General features: G+C 58.6%; 11 protein-coding genes. 6 read left to right on the forward strand and 5 right to left on the reverse strand.

The annotated features are described in order from the left end of the window. Window positions 1-95: 95 nt before the first annotated feature. Complete coding sequence (locus tag Poly24_RS26045) at window positions 96-1,688, reverse strand: hypothetical protein (RefSeq protein WP_145102395.1); 1,593 nt, start codon at window positions 1,686-1,688, stop codon at window positions 96-98. A gap of 328 nt (window positions 1,689-2,016) precedes the next feature. On the opposite strand from Poly24_RS26045, the gene Poly24_RS26050 reads away from it, so the two are divergent. The 4 genes from Poly24_RS26050 (at window position 2,017) to Poly24_RS26065 (ending at window position 10,423) form a co-directional block, all read left to right on the forward strand. After that, window positions 2,017-2,844: a M48 family metallopeptidase gene (locus Poly24_RS26050; protein WP_197452179.1), complete on the forward strand. Its 828-nt coding sequence runs from the start codon at window positions 2,017-2,019 to the stop codon at window positions 2,842-2,844. A 454-nt stretch (window positions 2,845-3,298) separates the two neighbouring features. Further along, complete coding sequence (locus tag Poly24_RS26055) at window positions 3,299-4,225, forward strand: hypothetical protein (protein WP_145102396.1); 927 nt, start codon at window positions 3,299-3,301, stop codon at window positions 4,223-4,225. A gap of 64 nt (window positions 4,226-4,289) precedes the next feature. After that, window positions 4,290-5,753 (forward strand): serine/threonine-protein kinase, encoded by a 1,464-nt coding sequence (locus Poly24_RS26060; protein WP_145102397.1) that lies wholly within the window; start codon window positions 4,290-4,292, stop codon window positions 5,751-5,753. A 179-nt stretch (window positions 5,754-5,932) separates the two neighbouring features. Next, window positions 5,933-10,423, forward strand: coding sequence for a PVC-type heme-binding CxxCH protein (locus tag Poly24_RS26065; protein ID WP_145102398.1), 4,491 nt, complete (start codon window positions 5,933-5,935; stop codon window positions 10,421-10,423). A gap of 87 nt (window positions 10,424-10,510) precedes the next feature. Here Poly24_RS26065 and Poly24_RS26070 read toward each other — a convergent pair whose 3' ends face one another. The 4 genes from Poly24_RS26070 to Poly24_RS26085 form a co-directional block, all read right to left on the reverse strand. After that, window positions 10,511-11,815 carry a sulfatase-like hydrolase/transferase gene (locus tag Poly24_RS26070; RefSeq protein WP_145102399.1) on the reverse strand — a complete coding sequence of 435 codons (1,305 nt, stop codon included), beginning with the start codon at window positions 11,813-11,815 and terminating at the stop codon, window positions 10,511-10,513. Between the two features lie 174 nt (window positions 11,816-11,989). Further along, window positions 11,990-12,505: a DUF1269 domain-containing protein gene (locus Poly24_RS26075; RefSeq protein WP_231753357.1), complete on the reverse strand. Its 516-nt coding sequence runs from the start codon at window positions 12,503-12,505 to the stop codon at window positions 11,990-11,992. A gap of 665 nt (window positions 12,506-13,170) precedes the next feature. Then, a complete protein-coding gene (locus tag Poly24_RS26080) occupies window positions 13,171-18,471 on the reverse strand; it encodes a calcium-binding protein (protein WP_145102401.1) in 5,301 nt (1,766 codons plus the stop codon). Window positions 18,472-18,699: 228 nt separating this feature from the next. Next, a complete protein-coding gene (locus Poly24_RS26085; protein ID WP_145102402.1) occupies window positions 18,700-19,038 on the reverse strand; it encodes a thioredoxin family protein in 339 nt (112 codons plus the stop codon). A gap of 501 nt (window positions 19,039-19,539) precedes the next feature. Between Poly24_RS26085 and Poly24_RS26090 the strand changes: the two genes are divergently transcribed. Both Poly24_RS26090 and Poly24_RS26095 read left to right on the forward strand, forming a co-directional pair. Further along, a complete protein-coding gene (locus tag Poly24_RS26090; RefSeq protein ID WP_145102403.1) occupies window positions 19,540-20,652 on the forward strand; it encodes a S1C family serine protease in 1,113 nt (370 codons plus the stop codon). Next, a complete protein-coding gene (locus tag Poly24_RS26095) occupies window positions 20,649-21,728 on the forward strand; it encodes a tRNA dihydrouridine synthase (RefSeq protein ID WP_231753358.1) in 1,080 nt (359 codons plus the stop codon). The genes Poly24_RS26090 and Poly24_RS26095 overlap by 4 nt, the downstream gene beginning before the upstream one ends. The last annotated feature ends 356 nt before the right edge of the window (window positions 21,729-22,084 follow it).

Genomic DNA, 22,084 nt, shown 5'->3' on the forward strand with positions numbered 1-22,084 from the left:
GACGGAATGGAACAAGAGAACCTTGGGAGGTCAAAAGGTTCGCCCGCGCGTGAGGATATCGGTCGCCGAGGCCATTGTCGACGGGCAGGTTGTCGTTAAGGAAAGATCGCTTTGACTTCCGCTTCCAATCCGGAGACGTCCGCGTCGGCCGATTGTCCGGCAACACGTTGCCAATCCTTGAATGCCAGCTCGCGATCGGCGGGTGTCGCTTCCTTTTGAAGACACTGCCAAGCGGATCGAAACGTGGTCACCAAGGCGTCGTCTTTAGGCAGCGACAGCGGAGCCAAGGCGTTGGCAACCACGGCGGGAAGCGTCGCTCGCGGGTAGGTCTTATTGCGTCCGGGAAGCCGCAGCGTCAGTTCTGTCGGAGTGACTTCGACAACCGCGACGGTCAAACCTTCGCGGATCTCCAACGTATCGAGCGGTTGGTCCAAGCTGCGGTCGATCGCAGCCTGATACTCCCCAGCGTAGTGAACCAACCGGCGGCGAGCCGATGCCGATTGTTGTTGCTCCGGTGTCTGAGCTAGATCGTTTGCTTTTTCAGCCAGCGGTATCATTTGATCCCAGTCGCCGGCGGCGATCGCGTCGCGGGCCTGCTTCGCTGCCGCCGTCGCGGCTTGAATCATCGCCGGTGAAGGGGCTTCCGGCTTGGGAGGTTTGGTTGGCTTGGGAGCCTCCGCCATCGGGATCTCTTCGACGGTCGTCATCTCCATCGAGGGCGACATGCCCATCGGCTGATTCATCTCCATCGAGGGCGACATATCGTTTGGGCTGAAGCCTCGGTCTCCCAATCCGTCCTGGTCCAAAGCGGCTCCGTCGTCGGTCAGCAGCACGCCCATTCGGATGCCCGAATCCTCTTCGGTCGATTGCGTCGGTGATCCTGCGGGCAAAAGATCGCCCATCACGTTGTCGCGTGGTCGCTGGGGAGCCGCAACGGGAGGAGCTGTCGCTGCGGGGCGTGCCTGAGCAATCTGCGCTGCATGGTCCTGTTCACGGTCCATCAGCAGCTTGACACAGTAGCCCATCGCGCCAAACAACCCCAAAACAAACAGCGTCATCAGGACGCCCGCAACGGGGAACCCGCGTTTGCGACGAACGCGTGACTTGGGCGTGTTGACGATCGGTTCCGCAACGACCGCAGCCACCGGTGCAGCGGCGTTGCCGAACGGATTTTCGGGGTTCGGAGCGATTGCGGCGGTCGCCAAATTTTCATCGGCCGCCGCCAAAGAGTCTTCGATTTCTTGATCGATCCGCTCGGGATCCGACGACAGCGCCTCAAACGCGGCGGCCATGTCAAACACGGCAAAAGGGTCGGCGTCGGGCAGCCAAGCGGCCAACGGATCGATCGGTCCCGCCGGCGGCGCGGCGGCGGTAGCGGCGGTAGCGAGTTCGCGTTGTGGTGCGCCGACCGCAACCGATTCGAACGTGCTCCGCAAACGGTTGTCGTAATTGGTCTTCTGCGCCGGATCGCCAAGGATCTGCTGGGCCTTGTTGACGCTCTTGGCGGCCTGGGCCCAGGCGGCAGGATCGGCGTCGGCTTTGGAGGCCTTCAAACGGGCGATCAGCGATCGAACGGCCGCGCGGATCTTCGCGTCATCCGACTCCAGGACCTCCAGACCAAAAATCTGGTAAGCATTGGGACGCTCGATTCGCGGGTCCAGTCCCAACAATTGGTGCATTTCCGACATGGGAGGCCTTTTCTTCAGTTTCGATTTCGAAGTCTCACGGCCCGATGCACGCTTACTTCGAAAGGGGTTCCGGCGAGTCGACGATCAAGCAGTGGCTGAACCCAACATCATAACCTGCCAAGGTGAATTTCGCGAAGAGTCGTTCGGAAAAGCTAACCATTGGGGGGATCATCCAGCCTTTGAGGCCCTTGGCAATTCGATTTCCGGGTTGACATCGCGTCGCGGTTTCGGCGAATAGATTCCCTGGGTATGCCCTGCTGCCGATCGCTCGTGCAATTCAGCGATCGCGAGGGCCAACGGTTCCATGAATTTTCGCCGGACGTCAGTTATGAAAGAAATCAATCGCCGCCAGTGCATCCATAAGCTGCTGATGACAGGCACGGTGGCCGGAGTCGCTGCGTGCGGCTGTCGCACCGCGCCGATCACCGGTCGCAAACAATTGCTGATCTATCCCGAAGGGAAAGAAATGTCGTTGGGCTCCGAGGCGTATGGCGAAGTCACCAAAGAAACGCCACTGAGCGAAAACCCGCAATACACCGCGTTGGTCCAACGCGTCGGCCAGCGGATCGCGGCGGTCGCTGGCCGCAGCGATTTCGAGTGGGAATTCAAGACGCTGCAGAGCGAAGAGCAGAACGCGTTCTGTCTGCCCGGTGGCAAAGTCGCCGTTTACGAAGGGATTCTGCCGATCTGCCAGAATGAAGCGGGCTTGGCTGTGGTGATGGGGCACGAGATCGCCCACGCGTTGGCACGGCACGGCGGCGAACGGATGAGCCAAAATGCCGCGGTACAGGGCGTTCAGACAGCGGCCAGCTACATCCTTCAGAATCAGGAAGAGACGAAAAAGGAGATGATCTTCAAAGCCTACGGGATGGCGACCGAATATGGCGTGCTGCTTCCTTTCAGCCGCAAACACGAATCCGAAGCCGACGAGATCGGGATCACTCTGATGGCCAATGCCGGTTACGATCCTGCGGAGGCTCCCAAATTCTGGACCCGCTTTGGCGCCGCCGGTACGGGGGAGAAGCAACCCGAGTTCCTATCGACCCACCCATCGGATGAACGCCGGTCCCAAGATCTCGAAGCCCTACTGCCCGCTGCGCGGACTTTATATGAACAAGCGGCAGAGCGTATCGGTCTGGGCGAAGCGATCTCCTGAGCCGCCGAGGACCATTCGAGCACTCTCTTTAAACGCAGTTTCCAGACCCTCTCGAGGCTTCGCCGGAGGGGCTAAGTCGGGCGTCACTTCACCCTGCCAAAACGCAGTTTAGCGGGAGGAGGGCCAGACCAGGGTACCGCGATTCCAGGATGGGAGCCTGCCGGTTCTCATCTCGGGGCGTTCGATCCGGTGAACGTGCCCTCCCCAAAAAACTCACTTCGCACTCGTCTCCCGCCCCTTCCGGCTGCGCTGGACGGGTAAAGCTGATCGTGATCTGTCACTGATAGTGAACGATACGGCCGATGCCTCGGGTGGGTGAAGCAAGCTGTTCTATTGGAGGAACGCCGCCTGTGTTGTGGAGAAATCGGGGATACCAATAGACGTGCATCGACGGGGGCGATGCACTAGAATGCAAGCTTTCCTCCTCTTGCTATTCACATCTCAGGTGCCTCGCATGGGTCTGTACCGTCATAGCGGCCGTGTTCCCGTCGCCGGGCTACTTTGGTGCATCTTGCTGCTGACACCTCTAGCTCTCATCGGAGGTGCCGCCTATAGCGCCGCGATGGTTTTCCTGCCGTTCATCAAACTGAAGTGGCTAATCAGCCTGCTGTTCGCTTCGGCGGTTGGGTTTGTCGTCGGCAAGGTTTGCGAAACAGCCAAGATCCGCAATCGCGGCTTTGTGATCTTGGCCACCGTCGCCACGATGGGACTTGCCTACTACGTATCATGGGGAGTGCAGCGGTTTTGGTTAGTGGTAGGCGAGTTGGGATTGGAAGGGGCGATCGACAATGTCGGCTTGGCCGATCTGCTGCCGCTTTCGCTGGCAGCCTGGGTTACCTGGCTGTTCGAAAACGGATTGTGGAGCATGCGAGGGGGGGCCGACACGATCAAGGGTTGGCCCTTGGTGGTGTTGTGGGGAATCGAAGCGGCGACGCTGTTCATCACCAGCTGGATGTTGGCTCTTGGCACTTATGGGTTCCGGCCGTTTTGTGAAGCCTGTGAACGTTGGACGACGTTGGATGTGGGGATCGCCGAACTGCCGGTCGATGCTGACGATCCCGCTTGGGCCGAAGTTCGCGATGGCCGACTGGAAGCCTTGCGGCACTTGAAAATCAATCCCGCCGAAGACCGACATGTCCGCATCGATCTGGCGACCTGTCCCGAATGTGAAACGGGCGATCACGTGCTGATATCGGGGATCGTTTATGCGGTCGATAAAGAGGGGAATTTGACAGCAAACGAGACGCCGATCATCGAGTACCTGCATATGACCCGTGACAAGACGAACGAACTGCGCGAGTTTGCAGCGGAGATGAACGAAGCGGTCGCGTTGATGCGAGCCGATGATGAGGAATTGCATGAAGATGCAACCGATGAATAAGGCTGCGCGATGCTAGCGAGACAACGTATCTAAAAAAATACGAGGTTGATGTTGGAGTAAATTTTTGGCTGACGAACGAGATCCTAGCGTCGAGGCGTCCGAAGCGACTCCGATTCGCCAAAACCATACGACCGAACACGGGTACGTCACCGCGCACGATCCATGTGTCGATCGCACGTTGTTGTTGCCCGGCATGCAGGTCGATCGCTTTGTGATTCAGCGGGAGGTTGGTCGCGGCGGATTTGGCATCGTCTACAAAGCGTTGGATCCCAATCTGGGAAGGCACGTCGCCGTCAAAGTTCCCCGAGCGGACTTTATGACGGGCCAAACCGATCGGCTGTATCGGGAAGCGAAGATCGTCGCGGCATTGGATCACGAAGGGATCGTGAAAGTCTACGAAGCGGGGACCGATGGTGAACTCTCCTATATCGTCTCCCAGTTGTGTGATGGCCCTGATCTCCGCACTTGGCTGCTCGATCCAACCAATCGCTTGTCGTGCGTTGGGGCTGCCGAACTGATCGCCCAACTGGCCGATGCATTGAGCTACGCGCATCGGCATGGTGTCCTGCATCGCGACATCAAACCGGGCAACGTGCTTCTTTTTCCCGTCGCTTCGCCCCAAGCGGAATCCCCCTCTCGAAACCTACCGTTCCAGCCTCGGTTGACCGACTTTGGATTAGCGTCGATGCAATCGAGCGATTGGTCGGTCACCCGCACCAGCGTCGTCTTGGGAACTCCACTCTACATGGCTCCCGAATGCCTTACCGCCAGCGAGGAATTGCCCTCGGTATCAGCCGACATCTACAGCTTGGGCGCGGTGCTGTACGAACTTCTGATTGGAAAGCCGCCAATCGAAGGAGCCCATTTTGGGCAATTGTTGCACCGGTTGACGACCGAGGATCCTGAGTTGCCACATCAGTTGGATGAACGTGTCCCTGTCGATCTTTCGATCATTTGCAGCAAGTGCCTGCAAAAGGATATCGACGACCGCTACGACACTGTCGGCCAATTGCGAGACGATCTAAGACGTTTTCTCGAAGGGCAACCGATTTTAGCTCGTGTCCCCACGCTTCGGGATAAGTTTTTCAAATGGTGCCATCAATCCCAGCGGATCCGTTTTGCTGGCGTCTACACATGTTGGCTGCATACGGCGTTGATCGTTTGGTTGATCCAGCAAAACACGGTGCTCGCGACCATGGACGTGGTATCCCATGACCTGCTGGTCAAAAATGCCACCGAAGCGGTCTCGGTCTCCATCCTGCTTCATGCCCCCAAGGCTTGGCTTGGCTTCCGATTGGCCCGAGGCAGTCGTTGGCCGTTTTGGCCTTCTGCACTTTCCTGCTTCATCGTGTTGGCCGCTTTTATGTACGCAGCGTTTTCACAGCAGGGACTTTTTGATTTCAACTTCCCCTCGCCACCAACGAAAGTCGCCGTTTACGGGCTGTTGATCACCGCAGCGGGGGTGGAGTTGCTCAGCTACCTCGTGGCAATCCCCGCATTTTTGCGACGCCGAGAGCCCGTCAGGTGACTGACTGCTTGCATTCGCCGCCAGTCGTGTCATGCTGATGGTCAGCCCTCTCCCAACATCGATTCGTGCGACGGCGGTAGCAACATTTAATTGCTGACGCGAACGACCGAATCCCCCCCTTATCACGCAGGTTGCGCCTTGGCGCGGCCCTCGCCCGCCTTAACTTCGAGAGTACGCCAATGTTTCTTCGACGCTGCATGCTTGCGATTGGGATTGTTTGTCTTGCGATCGGTACCCGAGTCGCTGCCGACAATCGTCCCAACGTGATCTTTATCTTGACCGACAACCATGGCGCATGGACGCTTGGTTGTTATGGCAACCAAGAGATCAAAACGCCACATCTGGACAAGATGGCTGCTGAAGGTGTTCGCTTCGACAACGCCTTCGCCGTCAATCCGGTCTGTTCGCCCAACCGGGCAACGCTGCTGACCGGCTTGATTCCCAGCCAACATGGCGTGCACAGCTACCTGCACGGCGGACGCTGGCAAACCGGACCTGAAGCTCGCAATACGATCGCCCCGTTCCTGTCGGTCCCTGCGGTCTTGAAGGAATCCGGCTACGCGTGCGGCTTGGTCGGCAAGTGGCATCTGGGCGGCAACATGAGTCCGCAGAGTGGGCTGGACGATTATTGGATCACCAAACCTGTTGGCGGCAGCGGCACGTTTTATGGCGACCAAGTGATCGAAAATGGCAAACAGCGCAGCGAACCGCAATACACCACCGACCTGTGGACCGACCACGCGGTGAAGTTCATCCGCCAGCAGGCAGCGGTCGAGAAGCCGTTTTTCTTGTACCTCGCCTACAACGGTCCCTATGCTTTGAGCAATCTGTTGCTGCGCGAAGGGAAGAACCGACACGTCGAAGCGTATCGCGGGAAGAACTTCGATTCGTTCCCCGATGGCAAGCCGCATCCATGGCAATACAACAACAAGGACTTCCAAAACAATCCGGTCTCGATCTCCCGCGTGGCGACCGAAGTCAGTGGCGTCGACGATGGCGTTGGCGAGATCATGCAGACGCTTGCCGAACTGGGAATCGATGAAAACACCATCGTCATCTTTACCGGAGACCAAGGCTGGGCCGGCGGCCACGGTGGGCTGTTTGGCATGGGCGATCACACGCGTCCCACGATGGTGACCGATCCGATGATGCAGGTGCCGTTGATCTGGCGTCACCCCGGTGCGATCGATGCGGGGAAGACCAGCGATCTGCTGACCTGCAACTACGACTTTGCCCCCACGCTGCTGAACTATCTGGGACTCGGCGATTCGATCCCGGAATCGACCAATTTGCCCGGCCGCGATACCAGCGGCGAACTGCGCGGCCAGCCGTTGCAGCGTTCGGTCGACGATGCGGTCTTCTTCGAATTCGAGACACTTCGTTCGGTCCGCACCAACGACTGGAAATTGATCCGACGCTTTCCCAACGGCCCCGATGAACTGTTCGATCTGAAAAACGATCCCGAAGAGCAATACAACCGGATCGCAGAACAACCGCAAGTCGCTAGCGTTCTGTCGGCGCGGCTGGAGCGATTCTTCAACGAGCACGCCGATCCGAAGTACGACCTCTGGAATGGAGGGGATGCGCAGACGGTGCTGTTCGAGCCGGTACCGGAAAAGAAGCAGCCGTTGCCCGCCGTCGAACCGCCAGCCCTGTCCGAGGGCTACGCTCCGGCAGAGCTCACGGTTCCCGAGGGCTACAGCGTCGAACTGGTCGCCGGTCCGCCGATGATCCAGCATCCGATGATGGCTTCGTTCGATGATCGCGGGCGATTGTTCGTCGCCGAAAGCGCGGGGCTGAACCTGCGCAGCGACGACTTGGAAGAACAGCTCCCCAATTCGATCGTGATGTTGGAGGATACCGATCGCGACGGCCGGTTCGATCGACGCAGTCTGTTTGCCGACGAGATGACGCTGCCGATGGGAGCCGCCTGGCACGCCGGATCGCTGTACGTCGCCGCCCCACCAAATATCTGGCGGTTGCAGGATACCGACGACGATGGCGTCGCCGACGTCCGCGAGAAATTGGTCAGCGGGTTTGGTTACAACGGGAACGCGGCGAGTATTCACGGCTGCTTCGTCTCGCCCGACGGACGGATCTATTGGTGCGATGGCCGGCACGGGCACGAAGTCAAAGACGACGCCGGGAACGTCACCAGCAAGGGTTCGGGATCTTATATCTTCTCCTGCCGTCCCGACGGTTCGGATGTTCGAGCCCATAGCGGCGGCGGGATGGACAATCCTGTCGAAGTCGACTTCACCGAAACGGGCGACGTTTTTGGAACCGTCAATATTCTCAAGACCTCGCCTCGCGAAGACTGCTTGGTTCACTGGCTGCACGGCGGCACCTATCCTCACTCGCAGCGGGTGCTGGGTGAATTCAAGCGGACCGGCGACCTGCTGGAACCAGTTTTTAGTTTTGGCCATGTCGCGGTCTCGGGGATGGCTCGGTATCGCAGTGGCGTGATCGATCGTTCGTTCCGCGACGACATCTTTGTGACGATCTTCAACACCGGCGAGGTGGTCCGCTGCACGTGGAACGAAGAGGGATCGAGTTTCCGTTCGGAGATGGCTCCGTTCCTGAAGTCCTCCTCCCCCGATTTCCATCCGACCGATGTCCTGGAAGATGCCGATGGCAGCTTGTTGGTCGTCGACACTGGCGGCTGGTTTCGCATCGGTTGCCCGACATCACAAATCGCGAAACCGGAGCAGTTTGGCGGCATCTATCGGATCACTCGCGATGGCGTCACAAACCTTCCCGATCCTTGGGGGCATGAACTCGATTGGCAGGATCCACCGATCTCCGACTTGGTGCGACGGTTGCGAGACACGCGGTTTAAGGTTCGCGAGCGAGCGATCGCCGAATGTGCGGCTCGCGGCGACCAAGCCGTTGCGTCGCTGAAGTCGACGATCGATCGGCAGCCTTATCCCGACGGACGCCTTGGTGCGTTGTGGGCGCTAGCGCGGATCGGCACTCCCGCCGCTCAAGCGGTTGTCCGCCAGGCGTTGACCAATCCATTTGCACCGATGCGAAAAGCGGCTTGCCAGATCTTGGCGAGTAACCCCGATTCCGAGGCAACGGCCGGCCTGATCGAATTGTTGCAAGACGATTCGCCCCAGATCCGCCGCGTGGCGGCGAAGGCGTTGGGGCGAACCGCCGATCCGGCCGCTGTCGGTCCGCTGTTGGCATCGCTATCGCACAGCGTCGATCGTTCCGAGCAGCACGCGATCATCTACGCATTGATCGAAATTGATGCGATCGATCCGACGCGCAAGGGCTTGGTTTCCGAATCGGCTGCGACGCGGTTGGGGGCTCTGATCGCGATCGACCAGCTCGACTCCGGCTCCCTGACGGCCGAAGAGATGACGCGTCTGTTGGATGATCCCGACGATGCCGTTCGCGCCGCGGCGCTGCAGATTATTCGCCAGCATGCAGAGTTCCGCGACGCGGCGCTGGCGACGTTGCAGCAGTGGTTCGGCGACGGCCGCGATGTCACCGAACTGTTAGCAGCCTTTCTCTCGGATCCCTCGATCGCCGCCTGGGCTGCGGAGCAATTCAGCTCGCCGTCGTTAAACGACTCGCAGCGCCGCGAATTGCTCACCGCGATCGCCCGCGCCGAATCGCCTCATTCCGCATCGTTGGCATCGGTGGTCGTCAAGCAATTGGCCGACGCGGAGGATTCGCAGCGGATGCTGGTGATCGCTGCAGCGGGTAATTTGCGCAGCCCGCAGATCGTCGAATCGCTCGCCGCGATTGCTCACGATTCGAAAACATCGACCTCGGTTCGGTTGGCCGCCGTCGCCGCCGCTTCGGCAAACAACAAGTCGTTGGACGCCGAATCGTTTGAATTGTTGATCGAGACGTTGGCCGATGAAGCTGCCGGAACCGACGCCAGCAGTGCCGTTGCGATCCTCAGCCGCGCCTACCTGACCTCGCCACAACTGATCGCACTAAGCCGCCAGTTGCGAGGACTCAGTCCCACATCGCTGGCCGATCTGTTGGTCGCCTACAGCCGCGACCGAAACCCCGAGGTGGCGTTGGCCCTGATCGAAGCATTGCAATCGTCGACTCACGGCGGGCTGTTGTCCGAGGCACAGGTCACCGTGGCGATCGGCGGGCATGCTCCCGAGGTGCGAGCTGCTGCCGATCCGTTGTTGGAACGCATCCGCCAGCACGCCCAGACGACTTCGGAAAAACTGGCTCGCTGGAAATCAAAGCTCTCCAGCGGCGATCCGGATCGCGGACGCGAGGTCTTCTTTGGTAAGAAGGCTCAGTGCGCCAGCTGTCACCGCGTTGGCGATACTTCGCTTGCCGGCGGCGCGGTCGAGGGGAATCCGATCGGGCCCGATCTGTCGCGGATCGGCCGGATCCGCGGCGCGCACGATCTGTTGGAAGCGATCCTGTTTCCGTCGGCCAGCTTTGCTCGCGAGTTCGAACCGTACAGCGTGTTGACCAGCTCGGGCCAGCTGCTCAACGGACTTCTGAAGCAAACCGGATCGATCGACACGGTGACGCTTCAAGGAGCGACGGGCGATCCAATCGAGATCGATCGCGACGAGATCGAACAGATGAAACCGGGCAGCGTCTCGATCATGCCGCAAGGACTGCACGAATCATTGACCGACCAAGAGATGGCCGATCTGATCGGGTATCTGCAGTCGCTGCGTTAGGCGGGCGATTGGAAAGCGGTTTTATTGCGCGCGATCGGCTGAAGCCTTGACTCCAACGCGATCGGCTAAAGCCTTTACTCCAGCGCTTTAGGGCGTGATGGCTTGGAAGGCGGTTTCCAGTCGCTCGCGGGCGGCTTGCGATTGCGGATCTTGGTTGTCCGCATTGGGTTCGGCGGGAAGCGATCGGGCGTCTTTTAAGGCATCCGATTGGCGGAACAGCCGCCAAGAGCCGTCGAATAGATTCTCTTCTTTGCCGATCCCTTGATGCGTCCATGGACGCGTTGGTCCAGGTTGGCCGTGGATTTGAGCGGCGATGCTGCGCCCGTCGATCGACAGTCCCTCGGGGATCGATGTTTCGGTCAGTTCGCAGAAGGTCGGAAACAGATCGACGACGTCGACCAGGTCGTCGCAGACCTGCCCCACCGGAACGCCAGGTGGTCCCCAGACGATCAGAGGGACGTGTGTCCCTGCGTCGCCAAGTGTGCGCTTGCCACCGTTGACATTCCCCGCGCGGGTGTGCCGCGTGTGCCGCCGCTGCCCAGGTTCGTTGGCTTGCGGATTGCGAAAGTCCTCCTCGTGCGTGCCGTTGTCTCCCATGAACAGCACGTAGGTATTTTCCCGCAGCCCCATCGAATCGACAGCATCCAACAGGCGACCGACCAGGTGGTCCATGTAGTGGATCATGTGATCAAGTTTCGCGGGGCGACCCAGTCGACGATCCTCTGGCGTGGCGATGATCGGATCGTGTGGCAGCATTTCGTTGTGGACGATCAGAAACGGTTGCTCTTTGGCTTGAGCGTCTCGCATCTGGTCGATCACGTAATCGACCAGCACGTCGGGGCCAAAGCGGTCGGCGATGTCGTCGCGGACCTGGCCATCTTGATTCAGCGTCGGGTTCCAGTGCCGCAGCGTCTTCTTGCCCTGCAGCCAGATCTGCCAGATGCACCACGAATCGAAACCGGCGTCGCGGATATGGTTGGGCCAATGTTCGAGCGTCGCCAGTTGCCATTTGCCCGTCACGCTGGTGGCGTATCCCGTCGACCGGATCGATTGGGCGAAGGTTGGCATCGCTTGGAAATCGACAGTCTTTTTTGTCCCGTGATGGACCGGCAAAACGATCGTGTGCTGGTGCCGCGTGGTGTAGAGGCTGGTGTGCAAACTGACTCGCGTCGGCGTGCAGACGGGGCTCGCGTAGGCGCGGGAGAATCGAAGCCCCTCGGCCGCCATCGCGTCCAGTCGTGGCGTCTGGAAATCGAGGCCACCGTAACAGCCCAACGCTTCGTAACCGATGTCGTCGGCCAGGATCAGCAGGACGTTGGGGCGGTCGTCGGCGAAAAGGGGAGTCGACAACAATAGCAGCAACAGCGGAAGCGTGCGGAACGGATTTGGCATCGGCTTGGGCTTCTATAAAAGAACAGAGGGCGAACGACAGTTCGTGGTACCACGGATGGTGCAGCGACCGCGAGAAAAGATTGGATTGCCAGTATAGAAGCTGTTCGCCCCGTGTCGAGCTTCACTCACAATTCGCCTCGCTCCCACTCCGATCTCGTTTCGGCGACAGACGGCCTATCCTGCAACAGGGTTGTCGAAACGCTCCAGCGATCGCGGGCCAACGGTCTTCAGCGAGTTGCCCGCCTCACGAACGCGCACTTCCGAGCCAGTCACGACGACCAACAAAGCTCCGTCGTGCACCCTGGCTGCGTAGCCCGACGCGTCTTTTGCTTGCACGCCATGGTTCTCCATCGCACTCCAAACACTGCCGCCCACTGCGCCGGCGGCCATGCCAACGATTGGCCCCGCCAGCAACATGGGTCCGACCATCGTGGCGGTGCCCAACAGCCCTCCCAATGCGCCACCGACGAGCGTCCCAACACCTGTCGTTTTGCCCGACGGAGCTTGGAGTCCCGCTCCTTGTTCGGTTTCTTTCAGCTCGGCGAACCGAGGATCCGTGACACTGGTGATTGTCGACACCTCGTGCTCCGTGTAGCCGGCTTTCTCCAGAACCTGCAGCGCTGTGGCGAAGTCATCCAATGTGTCAAATTCGGCAATCACACAGTGATCGGTTTCTTTTTCATCGTTCATCTCAGGTTGCTCCTTAGCATTAAGTGGATCTTCAAGCGACGCGTGGGTGTCCGTCCCCGGAAAGTCAAGCGGCGGATGGCGTGTTGGAGTGATTCCGCCGGGGACCTCCACGTAGATTCGTTCGCCGCAGTGGGGACAAGCGACAGCTCGATCGTCCACTTCACGATGGCACCTCGGACACGCGATGTGATTCAGTGGCGGTTCTCGATGCTGAGGCTGCATGGCAATCTTTCCTTCCCTTCGAGTCGAATCCGGCGACCGTTCGGTGCGTAACATTGGTCCAGCACACCGTCCATTTTGATCGCCGTCGTGCTACGTGCTGGCAAACTGAAAGATCGTTGCACGTCGCGTGCCGCCGTACGTGAAAGTCGGCGCAAACAAGACCAGCCACTGGGAGGAAGATGACGTCAAGGCTCTAATCGTGGCATCAACGACCAATGTGGTCGATTTGCCAGCAGATTCCCAGCGCTCGCGATCTTGATCGCGCAGCGACCAATCGTGGAATGCCCACCGCGTCGAGGGCAGGGCTAGGATGCAAAATTCACTCGGGTCTCATGAATCGAAAAAGCGTTCCCTGACTTGAGAACGCTTGATCGTACCAAAGCAACGCGGATGTCAGGCCTCAGGCCTGCAAGTCGCTAGTCGAATCAGTCCCGAAGGTCTTGTTACCAACCTTTGACGGGCTTTTGATGCTCCTTGATCGCTTCTACAGGTTCTGCCGCTTCTACAGGTTCAAGGTCCAGCACTTTCCCACCTTGAACTTTGACATTCTCGATATTGTCGAAGTGGATCTCGAAGCTCATCTTCTGGTTGGTCAACGCGCCGTGGCCATCGCGAGCTGACATGATCGTGTTGATGCGGATCTTGCCATCGGCGATCGTAATATCCTTCTCGGGAATGTTTGAAAGATCGATCGTGTTGTGACCGGCTCCCCCATCGACAGTAAACTTGTCGCCGTTTTCTGCGCCACTGAAGGAGAAGTTGTCATCTCCCGTCGTGCCGATCACCTTCTCGATGTTCTGGAATGTGACCTTCTCACCACCCACGTTCGCTACGCCGCTGGCGACATTAATCTCCGCTGGTTTATGCGCGTCGGGCGGCAGTTCGGAAAGGTCCAGCGTATCGTGGCCCGCACCGCCGTTGACCTTCACATTTCCCGCTTTGGCGACGATCACGTCGTCACCCGCTCCGCCATTGGCGACGTCGTTTTTACCAGCGATGATTTTGTCATCACCATTGTCGCCGTTGAGCGTATCACGCGTTGCATCGTCGCTGCCATCGATGACATCGTCGCCTTTGCCGCCTCGCAGCGTGTCGGATCCTTCACCACCGGTCAGAGTGTCGTTGCCTTCATTGCCATCGATGATGTCGTTGCCGGCACCACCTTCGATGACGTCGTCACCTGCACCGCCGGCGATGCGATCGTTGCCGTCACCTCCGTCGATCTTATCGTTGCCGTCACCGCCGTTGATCGTATCGGCTCCATCTCCACCATCGATGTGGTCATTGCCTTCACCACCTTCGATCTTGTCGTTGCCATCGCCGCCGCTAAGGTGGTCGTTCCCCTTGCCACCATCGATCACATCGTTCCCTTTCCCGCCGTCGATGACATCGTTGCCGTCGCCGCCGTTGAGTTTGTCATTGCCGGCGCCACCTTCGATTTTGTCATCACCCGCTCCAGCATCAAACACGTCCGCGTTGTCGCTGCCGACTTGATGATCGTTGCCATCGGTCGCTTGGTTCTGTTCATGACGAGCGACTTCGCCTTCGATGTCCAAGACCTTGCCACCTTGAACCTTGACGTTTTCGATGTTGTCGAAGTGGATCTCGAAGCTCATCTTCTGGTTGGTCAACGCGCCGTGACCATCGCGAGCCGACATAATCGTGTTGATGGTGATCTTTCCATCGGCGATCGTGAGGTCCTTCTCTGGGATGTTTGAAAGATCGATCGTGTTGTGACCCTCGCCACCGTCGACAGTGAACTTGTCGCCGTTTTCGGCGCCACTGAAGGAGAAGTTGTCATCGCCCGTGGTGCCGATCACCTTCTCGATGTTCTGGAATGTGACCTTCTCGCCACCCACGTTCGCTACGCCGCTGGCGACATTAATCTCCGCTGGTTTATGCGCGTCGGGCGGCAGTTCGGAAAGGTCCAGCGTATCGTGGCCCGCACCGCCGTTGACCTTCACATTTCCCGCTTTGGCGATGATCACGTCGTCACCCGTTCCGCCATTGGCGACGTCGTTTTTACCAGCGATGATTTTGTCATCACCATTGTCGCCGTTGAGCGTATCACGCGTTGCATCGTCGCTGCCATCGATGACATCGTCGCCTTTGCCCCCTCGCAGAGTGTCAGATCCTTCACCGCCGGTCAGTGTGTCGTTGCCTTCGTTTCCATCGATAACATCGTTGCCGGCACCACCTTCGATGACGTCGTCACCTGCACCGCCGGAGATGCGATCATTCCCATCGCCGCCATCGATCTTGTCGTTACCGTCACCGCCATTGATCGTATCGGCTCCAGCTCCGCCGTCGATGTGGTCGTTGCCGTCACCACCTTCGATCTTGTCGTTGCCATCGCCGCCGCTAAGGTTGTCGTTCCCCTTGCCACCATCGATCACATCGTTCCCTTTCCCGCCGTCGATGACATCGTTGCCGTCGCCGCCGTTGAGTTTATCGTTGCCGGCGCCACCTTCGATCTTGTCATCACCCGCTCCAGCATCAAACACGTCCGCGTTGTCGCTGCCGACTTGATGATCGTTGCCATCGGTCGCTTGGTTCTGTTCATGTCGAGCGACTTCGCCTTCGATATCCAAGACCTTGCCGCCCTGAACCTTGACGTTCTCGATGTTGTCGAAGTGGATCTCGAAGCTCATCTTCTGGTTGGTCAACGCACCGTGGCCGTCGCGAGCTGACATGATCGTGTTGATGCTGATCTTGCCGTCGGCGATTGTGATGTCCTTTTCCGGAATGTTTGAAAGGTCGATCGTGTTGTGACCCTCACCACCGTCGATGTTGAACTTATTGCCGTTCGCGGCTCCGCTGAACGAGAAGTTGTCATCTCCCGCGGTGCCGATCACCTTCTCGATGTTCTGGAATGTGACCTTCTCGCCACCCACGTTCGCTACGCCGCCCGGAACGTTGATCTCCGCTGGCTTATGCGCGTCGGGTGGCAGTTCCGATAGGTCCAGCGTGTCGTTGCCCGCACCGCCGTTGACCTTCACGTTTCCAGCTTTGGCGACGATCACATCGTCACCCGCTCCGCCATTGGCGACGTCATTTTTGCCAGCGATGATCTTGTCATTGCCGGCGCCACCGTTGAGCGTATCACGCGTTGCATCGTCGCTACCGTCGAGGACATCGTTCCCGTTCCCGCCGTTGAGCGTATCGGTCCCAGCACCACCGGTCAGATGATCGTTGCCGTCACCGCCATTGATCTTGTCATTGCCGTCGCCACCGTTGAGGAGATCATCCCCTTTGCCTCCGTCGATGGTGTCATTCCCCGCACCGCCGTCGATCTTGTCGTTGCCATTGCCACCGTTCAAGATGTCGTTGCCAGCTCCGCCATCGATGTGGTCGTTGCCGTCACCACCATTGATCTTGTCATTGCCGTCGCCGCCATTGAGGAGATCATCCCCCTTGCCGCCGTCGATCGTATCGTGACCTTTCCCGCCATCGATTTTGTCGTTGCCATTGGTGCCGACGAGTTTGTCATTTCCATCGGTGCCCGTCTGGACCAAAAGGTCAGCTGCAACATCCTTGGCAGGTGCGACAGGTTCCGCAGGCGTGACGGCGACAGGATCGCTCGTGTGACCAACCGGAGCGACTACTTTCTCAACAACTACTTCCTTGACAGATGCGACAGGTTCCGCAGGCGTGACGACGACAGGATCGCTTGTGTGACCGACCGGAGTGACTACTTTCTCAACGACTACGTCCTTGGCAGGTGCGACAGGTTCCGCGGGCGTGACGACGACAGGGTCGCTCGTGTGACCGACCGGCGCGACTACTTTCTCAACAATCACTTCCTTGACAGGAGCGACAGGTTCCGCAGGCGTGACGACGACAGGGTCGCTTTTGTGACCGACCGGAGCGACTACTTTCTCAACGACTACTTCCTTCACTGGAGCGACAGGTTCCGCAGGCGTGACGACGGCAGGATCGCTCGTGTGACCAACCGGAGCGACTACTTTCTCAACAACCACTTCTTTGACGTCGTCGACGCTAGGAACGGCATCTTTGCTGGGCTGTGGTGCATTGCTGGGGGCGTCGCCCGCGTTAGATTCCAGGACATTGACCTTGAAGTCGGTTTTGACGCTCACCGCATCCAAGTCGTTGTCGACCGCCACAACTTTCGCTGTCAGGTCGATTGTGCCTTTCAGTCCGGGGGCTGGATTGAGTGCGAGGCCATTTAACTGCTCGGCGCGAACCAATGCCTCGCCATTGTTGGGTGTGATCAAGACGCCGCCGCTGACCAGGGTCGAACCATCGGGAATGCCTTTGATGACAACTGTCGTTTGAGCCGCCCCTTGAGTCTCCAGTTTCAGATTTAGATCGATCGGACCGCCTTCGGTTCCGACGACATTGTCCGCAGAGACTTTCACCTCGGGATCGATATCGATATTGACGACCTGGGTGACATCGCGAGAGACGCCGTTGTCGGTCGTCGTCACACGAACGGTGACATCAAAATCGTCGGCCGACCCAGCGGGAGGCACAATTTTCACGCTATTAAAGTCGCTGGCGTTCAAGCCGACCTTGCCGTTGATCGGTGTGAGGACGATCCCGCCCGCTTCCACCTTGGCTCCCGTCGGCAGGTTTTCAATAGCCACCGCCGTGATCGCATCGTCACCAACTGCTGCCGCATTGATCGTCAAGTCGACCTTCTGGCCTACAACCGCAGTGTCAGCGACGGCATTCAACTGAGCCGCCTCCACACCATCATCAGGGATGGCGATGGCTTTGGCAGCCACGTCGACAGTGAACTTGGCCAGGTCCACAGCCGCATCGGAATCCCCATCGGTTGCCAATCCGGTGACTTTCAAATCGACCGTGCCCGAGAAACCGTCGGCGGGAACAAATTGCAAGTCATTCAATTGGTCACGTTGCACAAGCGTTTGCCCGCCAATGTCTTCCAACGCCGTCTCGCCGACTACGAGCTTCGAATCGTCAGGCAATCCGCTGATGACAGCAAACAAATGGTCTGCCGCTTCGCTGTCGATTTTCAAATCGACAGCGATCGCGTCCCCTTGGTTCCCAGAAACGTTTGCAGCCGTAACATCCACGGTAGGATCGATCTCCACGGTGAATGTTTCTTCAGTAACGTTGCGGTCGTTGCCATCGGTTGTCGTTACCGAAATCGTGACATCAAAGTCATCGGCCGACCCCGAGGGGGGCACGATCTTCAGTTCATCCAACTTATCAAATGCGACCTCGACCTTACCATCGACCGGCTGCACCAGGCTACCGCCGATTTGCACCTGCGCTCCCTCGGGTAAGCCCGACAACTCAACCTTCTCGACCTGATCTCCTGGTTCGGGCTCAGCGCTGATCACCACATCGATTGGTTGCCCGGGAGTCCCCGTTTCGGCACTCACGGCTATCTTCGCCTCTTGTGCGCTACCAGCATCGGCTGAAACGCTGGTTGTGACGCCCCACGCATTGGTGTTTTCGCTCAGCAAGTCATTTTGATCGGCAGCGTCTTGATCGGTCACGTCGAAGATATCTGAGACGGGCGTTTCAGCAAGGGCGATCGGACTGTCATCTGTTGGAATGGTGGATTCGAAATCACCACCGTCCGCCACGTCGGTCGGTTCGATTCCTTCGAGAGGACTCGCCGACATCAACACCATCGGTTCCACCGTCTCCAGGTCAGAAATCCAAGGCTTGCGAGGAGCCGATTCGATCTCGTCAGTGTCCGCGGTGTCGATTGAGAACGCTTTCAGTAGTTTTTTGATTGTGTTTTTCATCGTATCGAATTCACAGATGTCAGTGGGGGTGAAGAGTTCGTGGAACGGGGGTCACAGTGCGTCACCGAGAGATGCAGCGATGGTGTTTGGAACGTCGAACCGGTCCGCTAAGGAAAATGCCAAGTGCCAACAGGAATGAAATGTCGAAACAGGCCGATCGTTTTCACAAACGATTTTCCGGCGGGCTGAATTGGCTGGCGACGCCAAGCATCGCGACGGAATCGAGGATCATTCATGGCACGCCTCGCATACGGCCCACTCCGTGATCACTTGTTCGAAATCCTGCACGATGATCAACGGATTGCAGGGGCCGTCCCAACGTTGAAACAGCGTTCCGCCCCGGTACAACAAGACGCTTGGAACCGTATCGATCATGAAGGCCTCGCTCGCACCGGGAGATTGTGTTACGTCGATATGCTCCACAACCAAAGGTGTTTGGTGGGCCGCCGCGACCGCCGTCAATTCGCAAGGAGTGAGCGATCGGCAAGGAGACCAATCGGCATAGAATTCCAGTAAAACAAACTGATCTTTGCTGTCGGTGAGCGTTTGCAGATCTCTTAGCTTCATTGCCCATTGCTTCCCGATATTTCACGTCGGGAGCCCCTGTGTTACGCTATTTTGGCCCGCTTGCAGCCAGCACCGGTTTGCACAGCTTGCGCGTCGGCCGAATTCAATCGCCGGAACTAATACCTAGCTTAGCTCACTATTTGGTGCGGGCATGAAAAAGCGAGAAAAGCACGCCCCGAACTTGTCTTCGCACTGCGGAAAGTCGAACCGACACACCCGATGCCGATGCGGGATGTTGACGCCACGCATCGCTCGACGTGGCGTTGCGGCAACGTCGCCGGCAATGCGTCCCAACGCTTGAGCGGTCCTCGACCGGGAAGGCTGCTAACCACGTTGCCTCTCACCCAACCACGTTCGGCATCTGAGAGAAAATCGGTGGGAAGCTCACTCCAATCCTTTCCCTGCAGGGCAAAACGTTAATAATGAAAGCCTCGGCAACGAGCCCCGTTCAACGGAACCGAATTGGACGATGCAACCTACGTGCTTTTTGGAGTTCAAACGATGAAACGCTCTTTATTTGGCCAGTGGGCCGGAAAACCACAACAGCAAGCAAAACACGCAGTCCGGCAATCCATCCAACGTTCCTGGATTCCGCTACGCCTGCCCTGCGTGCTAATACTGTTGGTGATATCGCCCCTTGCGACAGCTCAGGAAAAAGACGATCTGCCGACGATCCCCACCCCTCAGCTCAAACCACCGCGGCTTCCGGTCGATACAACGCTGCTGAACGATCTGCGGCCGGAAAAGAAGCCCCGGCTGGGATTGGTTGTCGAGGACTTGACGCCGCAATTGGCCAAACACCTGCGCACCGACCGAGGTGTCTACGTGGCGAGTGTCGAACAGGATGGCCCGGCGGAAACGGCGGGCGTCCAATCGGGAGATGTGATCGTTCGCGTCGGCGAAACCGAGGTGGCCACGATTGCGGATCTGATGGCTGCGGTGGCCAAGATCGATGGCGAAACAATCTCGTTGACGCTCGAAGGCGAAAAGGGGCGTCGGACCGTGGAAGTCAAACCGGTGATGGTCGCCGAAGAGCCGATCGCGCCGATGGACATGGACGAATTCGAGGACTCCACACCGGGCGATCGCGATCCGCTGATCACCGGCGATTTGATCCGTCAATTGATGAATGAATTTGGCCAAAGTCTCGACGGGCGGACGCTCCGCGATCTCGGCGGGTTGGCCGATCAACTGCTGAACGATAATCTCGGCCAGAATGAACCGTTGATGGACCGCCAGTTGAAGATCACGATCGATCGGCGTGGCGACGATCCCGCGGAGATCTTTGTCGAACTCGATGGTGAACAATATAAGACCGATGCCAAGCACCTCGACCAACTGCCGCAAGAGTTGCGGGCAACGATCGCGGAGTTGGTCGGCGAACCGCGAACCGGCAAGAGCTTCCGTTTCGGCGGCATCCACATCGACCTCGATGGCCAACGACCGCGGAGCATCGATCCTCCGTCGTTGAAACAGCCGAAAGCTCCGCGAGGCTTCGAACCACTAGACGAAGAAAACGCCGTGCCGTCGCAGATCGACGAATTGCGCCGCGAACTTAACGAATTGCGACGCAAGCTCGATCGCATCCAACCCAACCCAGGTGATTTCGATTGAACGATTCCGCTTTACTAACGGAAACTCCCCACCTTCCGCCACTCTCCCTCGGTCCCGTCGAGATCGGTTTTCCGGTCGTCCAAGCGGCTCTCTCGGGATACAGCGACTGGCCGATGCGCGTGATCGCGCGTCGCGCCGGGGCATCGTACACGTTGTGCGAAGTCATGCTCGACCAGTTCCTATTGGCCGTCAAGCAACGCAATAAGACGCGGCACTTCCTGCACATCAGCGACGAAGAGCATCCGGTCGGCGGCCAGTTGATGGGAGCCGAGCCGGAGCAGTTTGCCGCCGGAGCGCTGCGGTTGGTCGAAGCTGGCTTCGACGTGATCGATATCAACTTCGGGTGTCCCGTCAAGAAGGTGCTAGGTCGCTGCCGCGGCGGCTTTCATCTGTCGCAGCCCGAGGTGGCGTTGGAGATCGTTCGTCGGACACGCGATATCGTCCCCGACCCGATCCCCGTCACCGTCAAGATGCGACGCGGCATCGACGACAGCGAACAGAGTCGCGATAACTTCTTCACGATCATCGATGGTGCGTTTGACGCCGGTGTCGCCGCGGTCACCGTCCACGGCCGGACGGTGGAACAACGTTATAAGGGTCCCAGTCGCTGGAGCTTCTTGAAAGAGGTCAAGCAGCATGTGGGCGATCGCACGATTCTCGGCAGCGGCGATCTGTTTACCGCGGACGATTGTCTGCGGATGATCCGCGAAACGGGGATCGACGGCGTCACGGTCGCGCGCGGTGCGATCGGCAATCCGTGGATCTTTGCTCAGGCAAGAGCCTTGGCGCAAGGGCTCGAACTGCCCGCCCCGCCAACCGTTCTGGAGCAGCGTGCGGTGATGGAATCGCATTACGACCTGATGCAGCAGATGTATGGCGATCGGGCTCCGATGCTGATGCGGAAGTTTGCCATCAAATATTCCGCCAGCCACCCCGAATTCGACGCACTGAAAGTCGCGTTCTCGCGGCTCAAGTCGGCTGAGGAATTTGTCGCCGTGCTCGATCAATATTATCGACAGGATCGACCCGGCCAATATCCTCCCTCGACCGTCCACGCGACACAGCAGGAATGTTAAGCAGGTCGCTTGTGTTTTTTCGTTTAACCGCGAGCCCGTCGGGCCGCGCGGCCCCGAATAACGCGGAGCGATACCCGCGCGGTTAAACTCAATACCGTTCAACGAAGGAGCCTCGGACCGTCGCAAGAATTAGCGGCGGGATGTATTGGACGAGGTTACGAGTCCCAGCGATCTGGGTTGATGCATGCAGAAGGACTCGTAACCTCGTCCACTACCGTTCAACGAAGGAGCCTCGGACCGTCGAAAGAATTAGCGGCGGGATGTATTGGATGAGGTTACGAGTCCCAGCGATCTGGGCTGATGCATGCAAAAGGACTCGTAGCCTCGTCCACTACCGTTCGTTGAATGGTATTGCG

The organism is Rosistilla carotiformis (genome assembly GCF_007753095.1).
GTDB lineage: Bacteria > Planctomycetota > Planctomycetia > Pirellulales > Pirellulaceae > Rosistilla > Rosistilla carotiformis.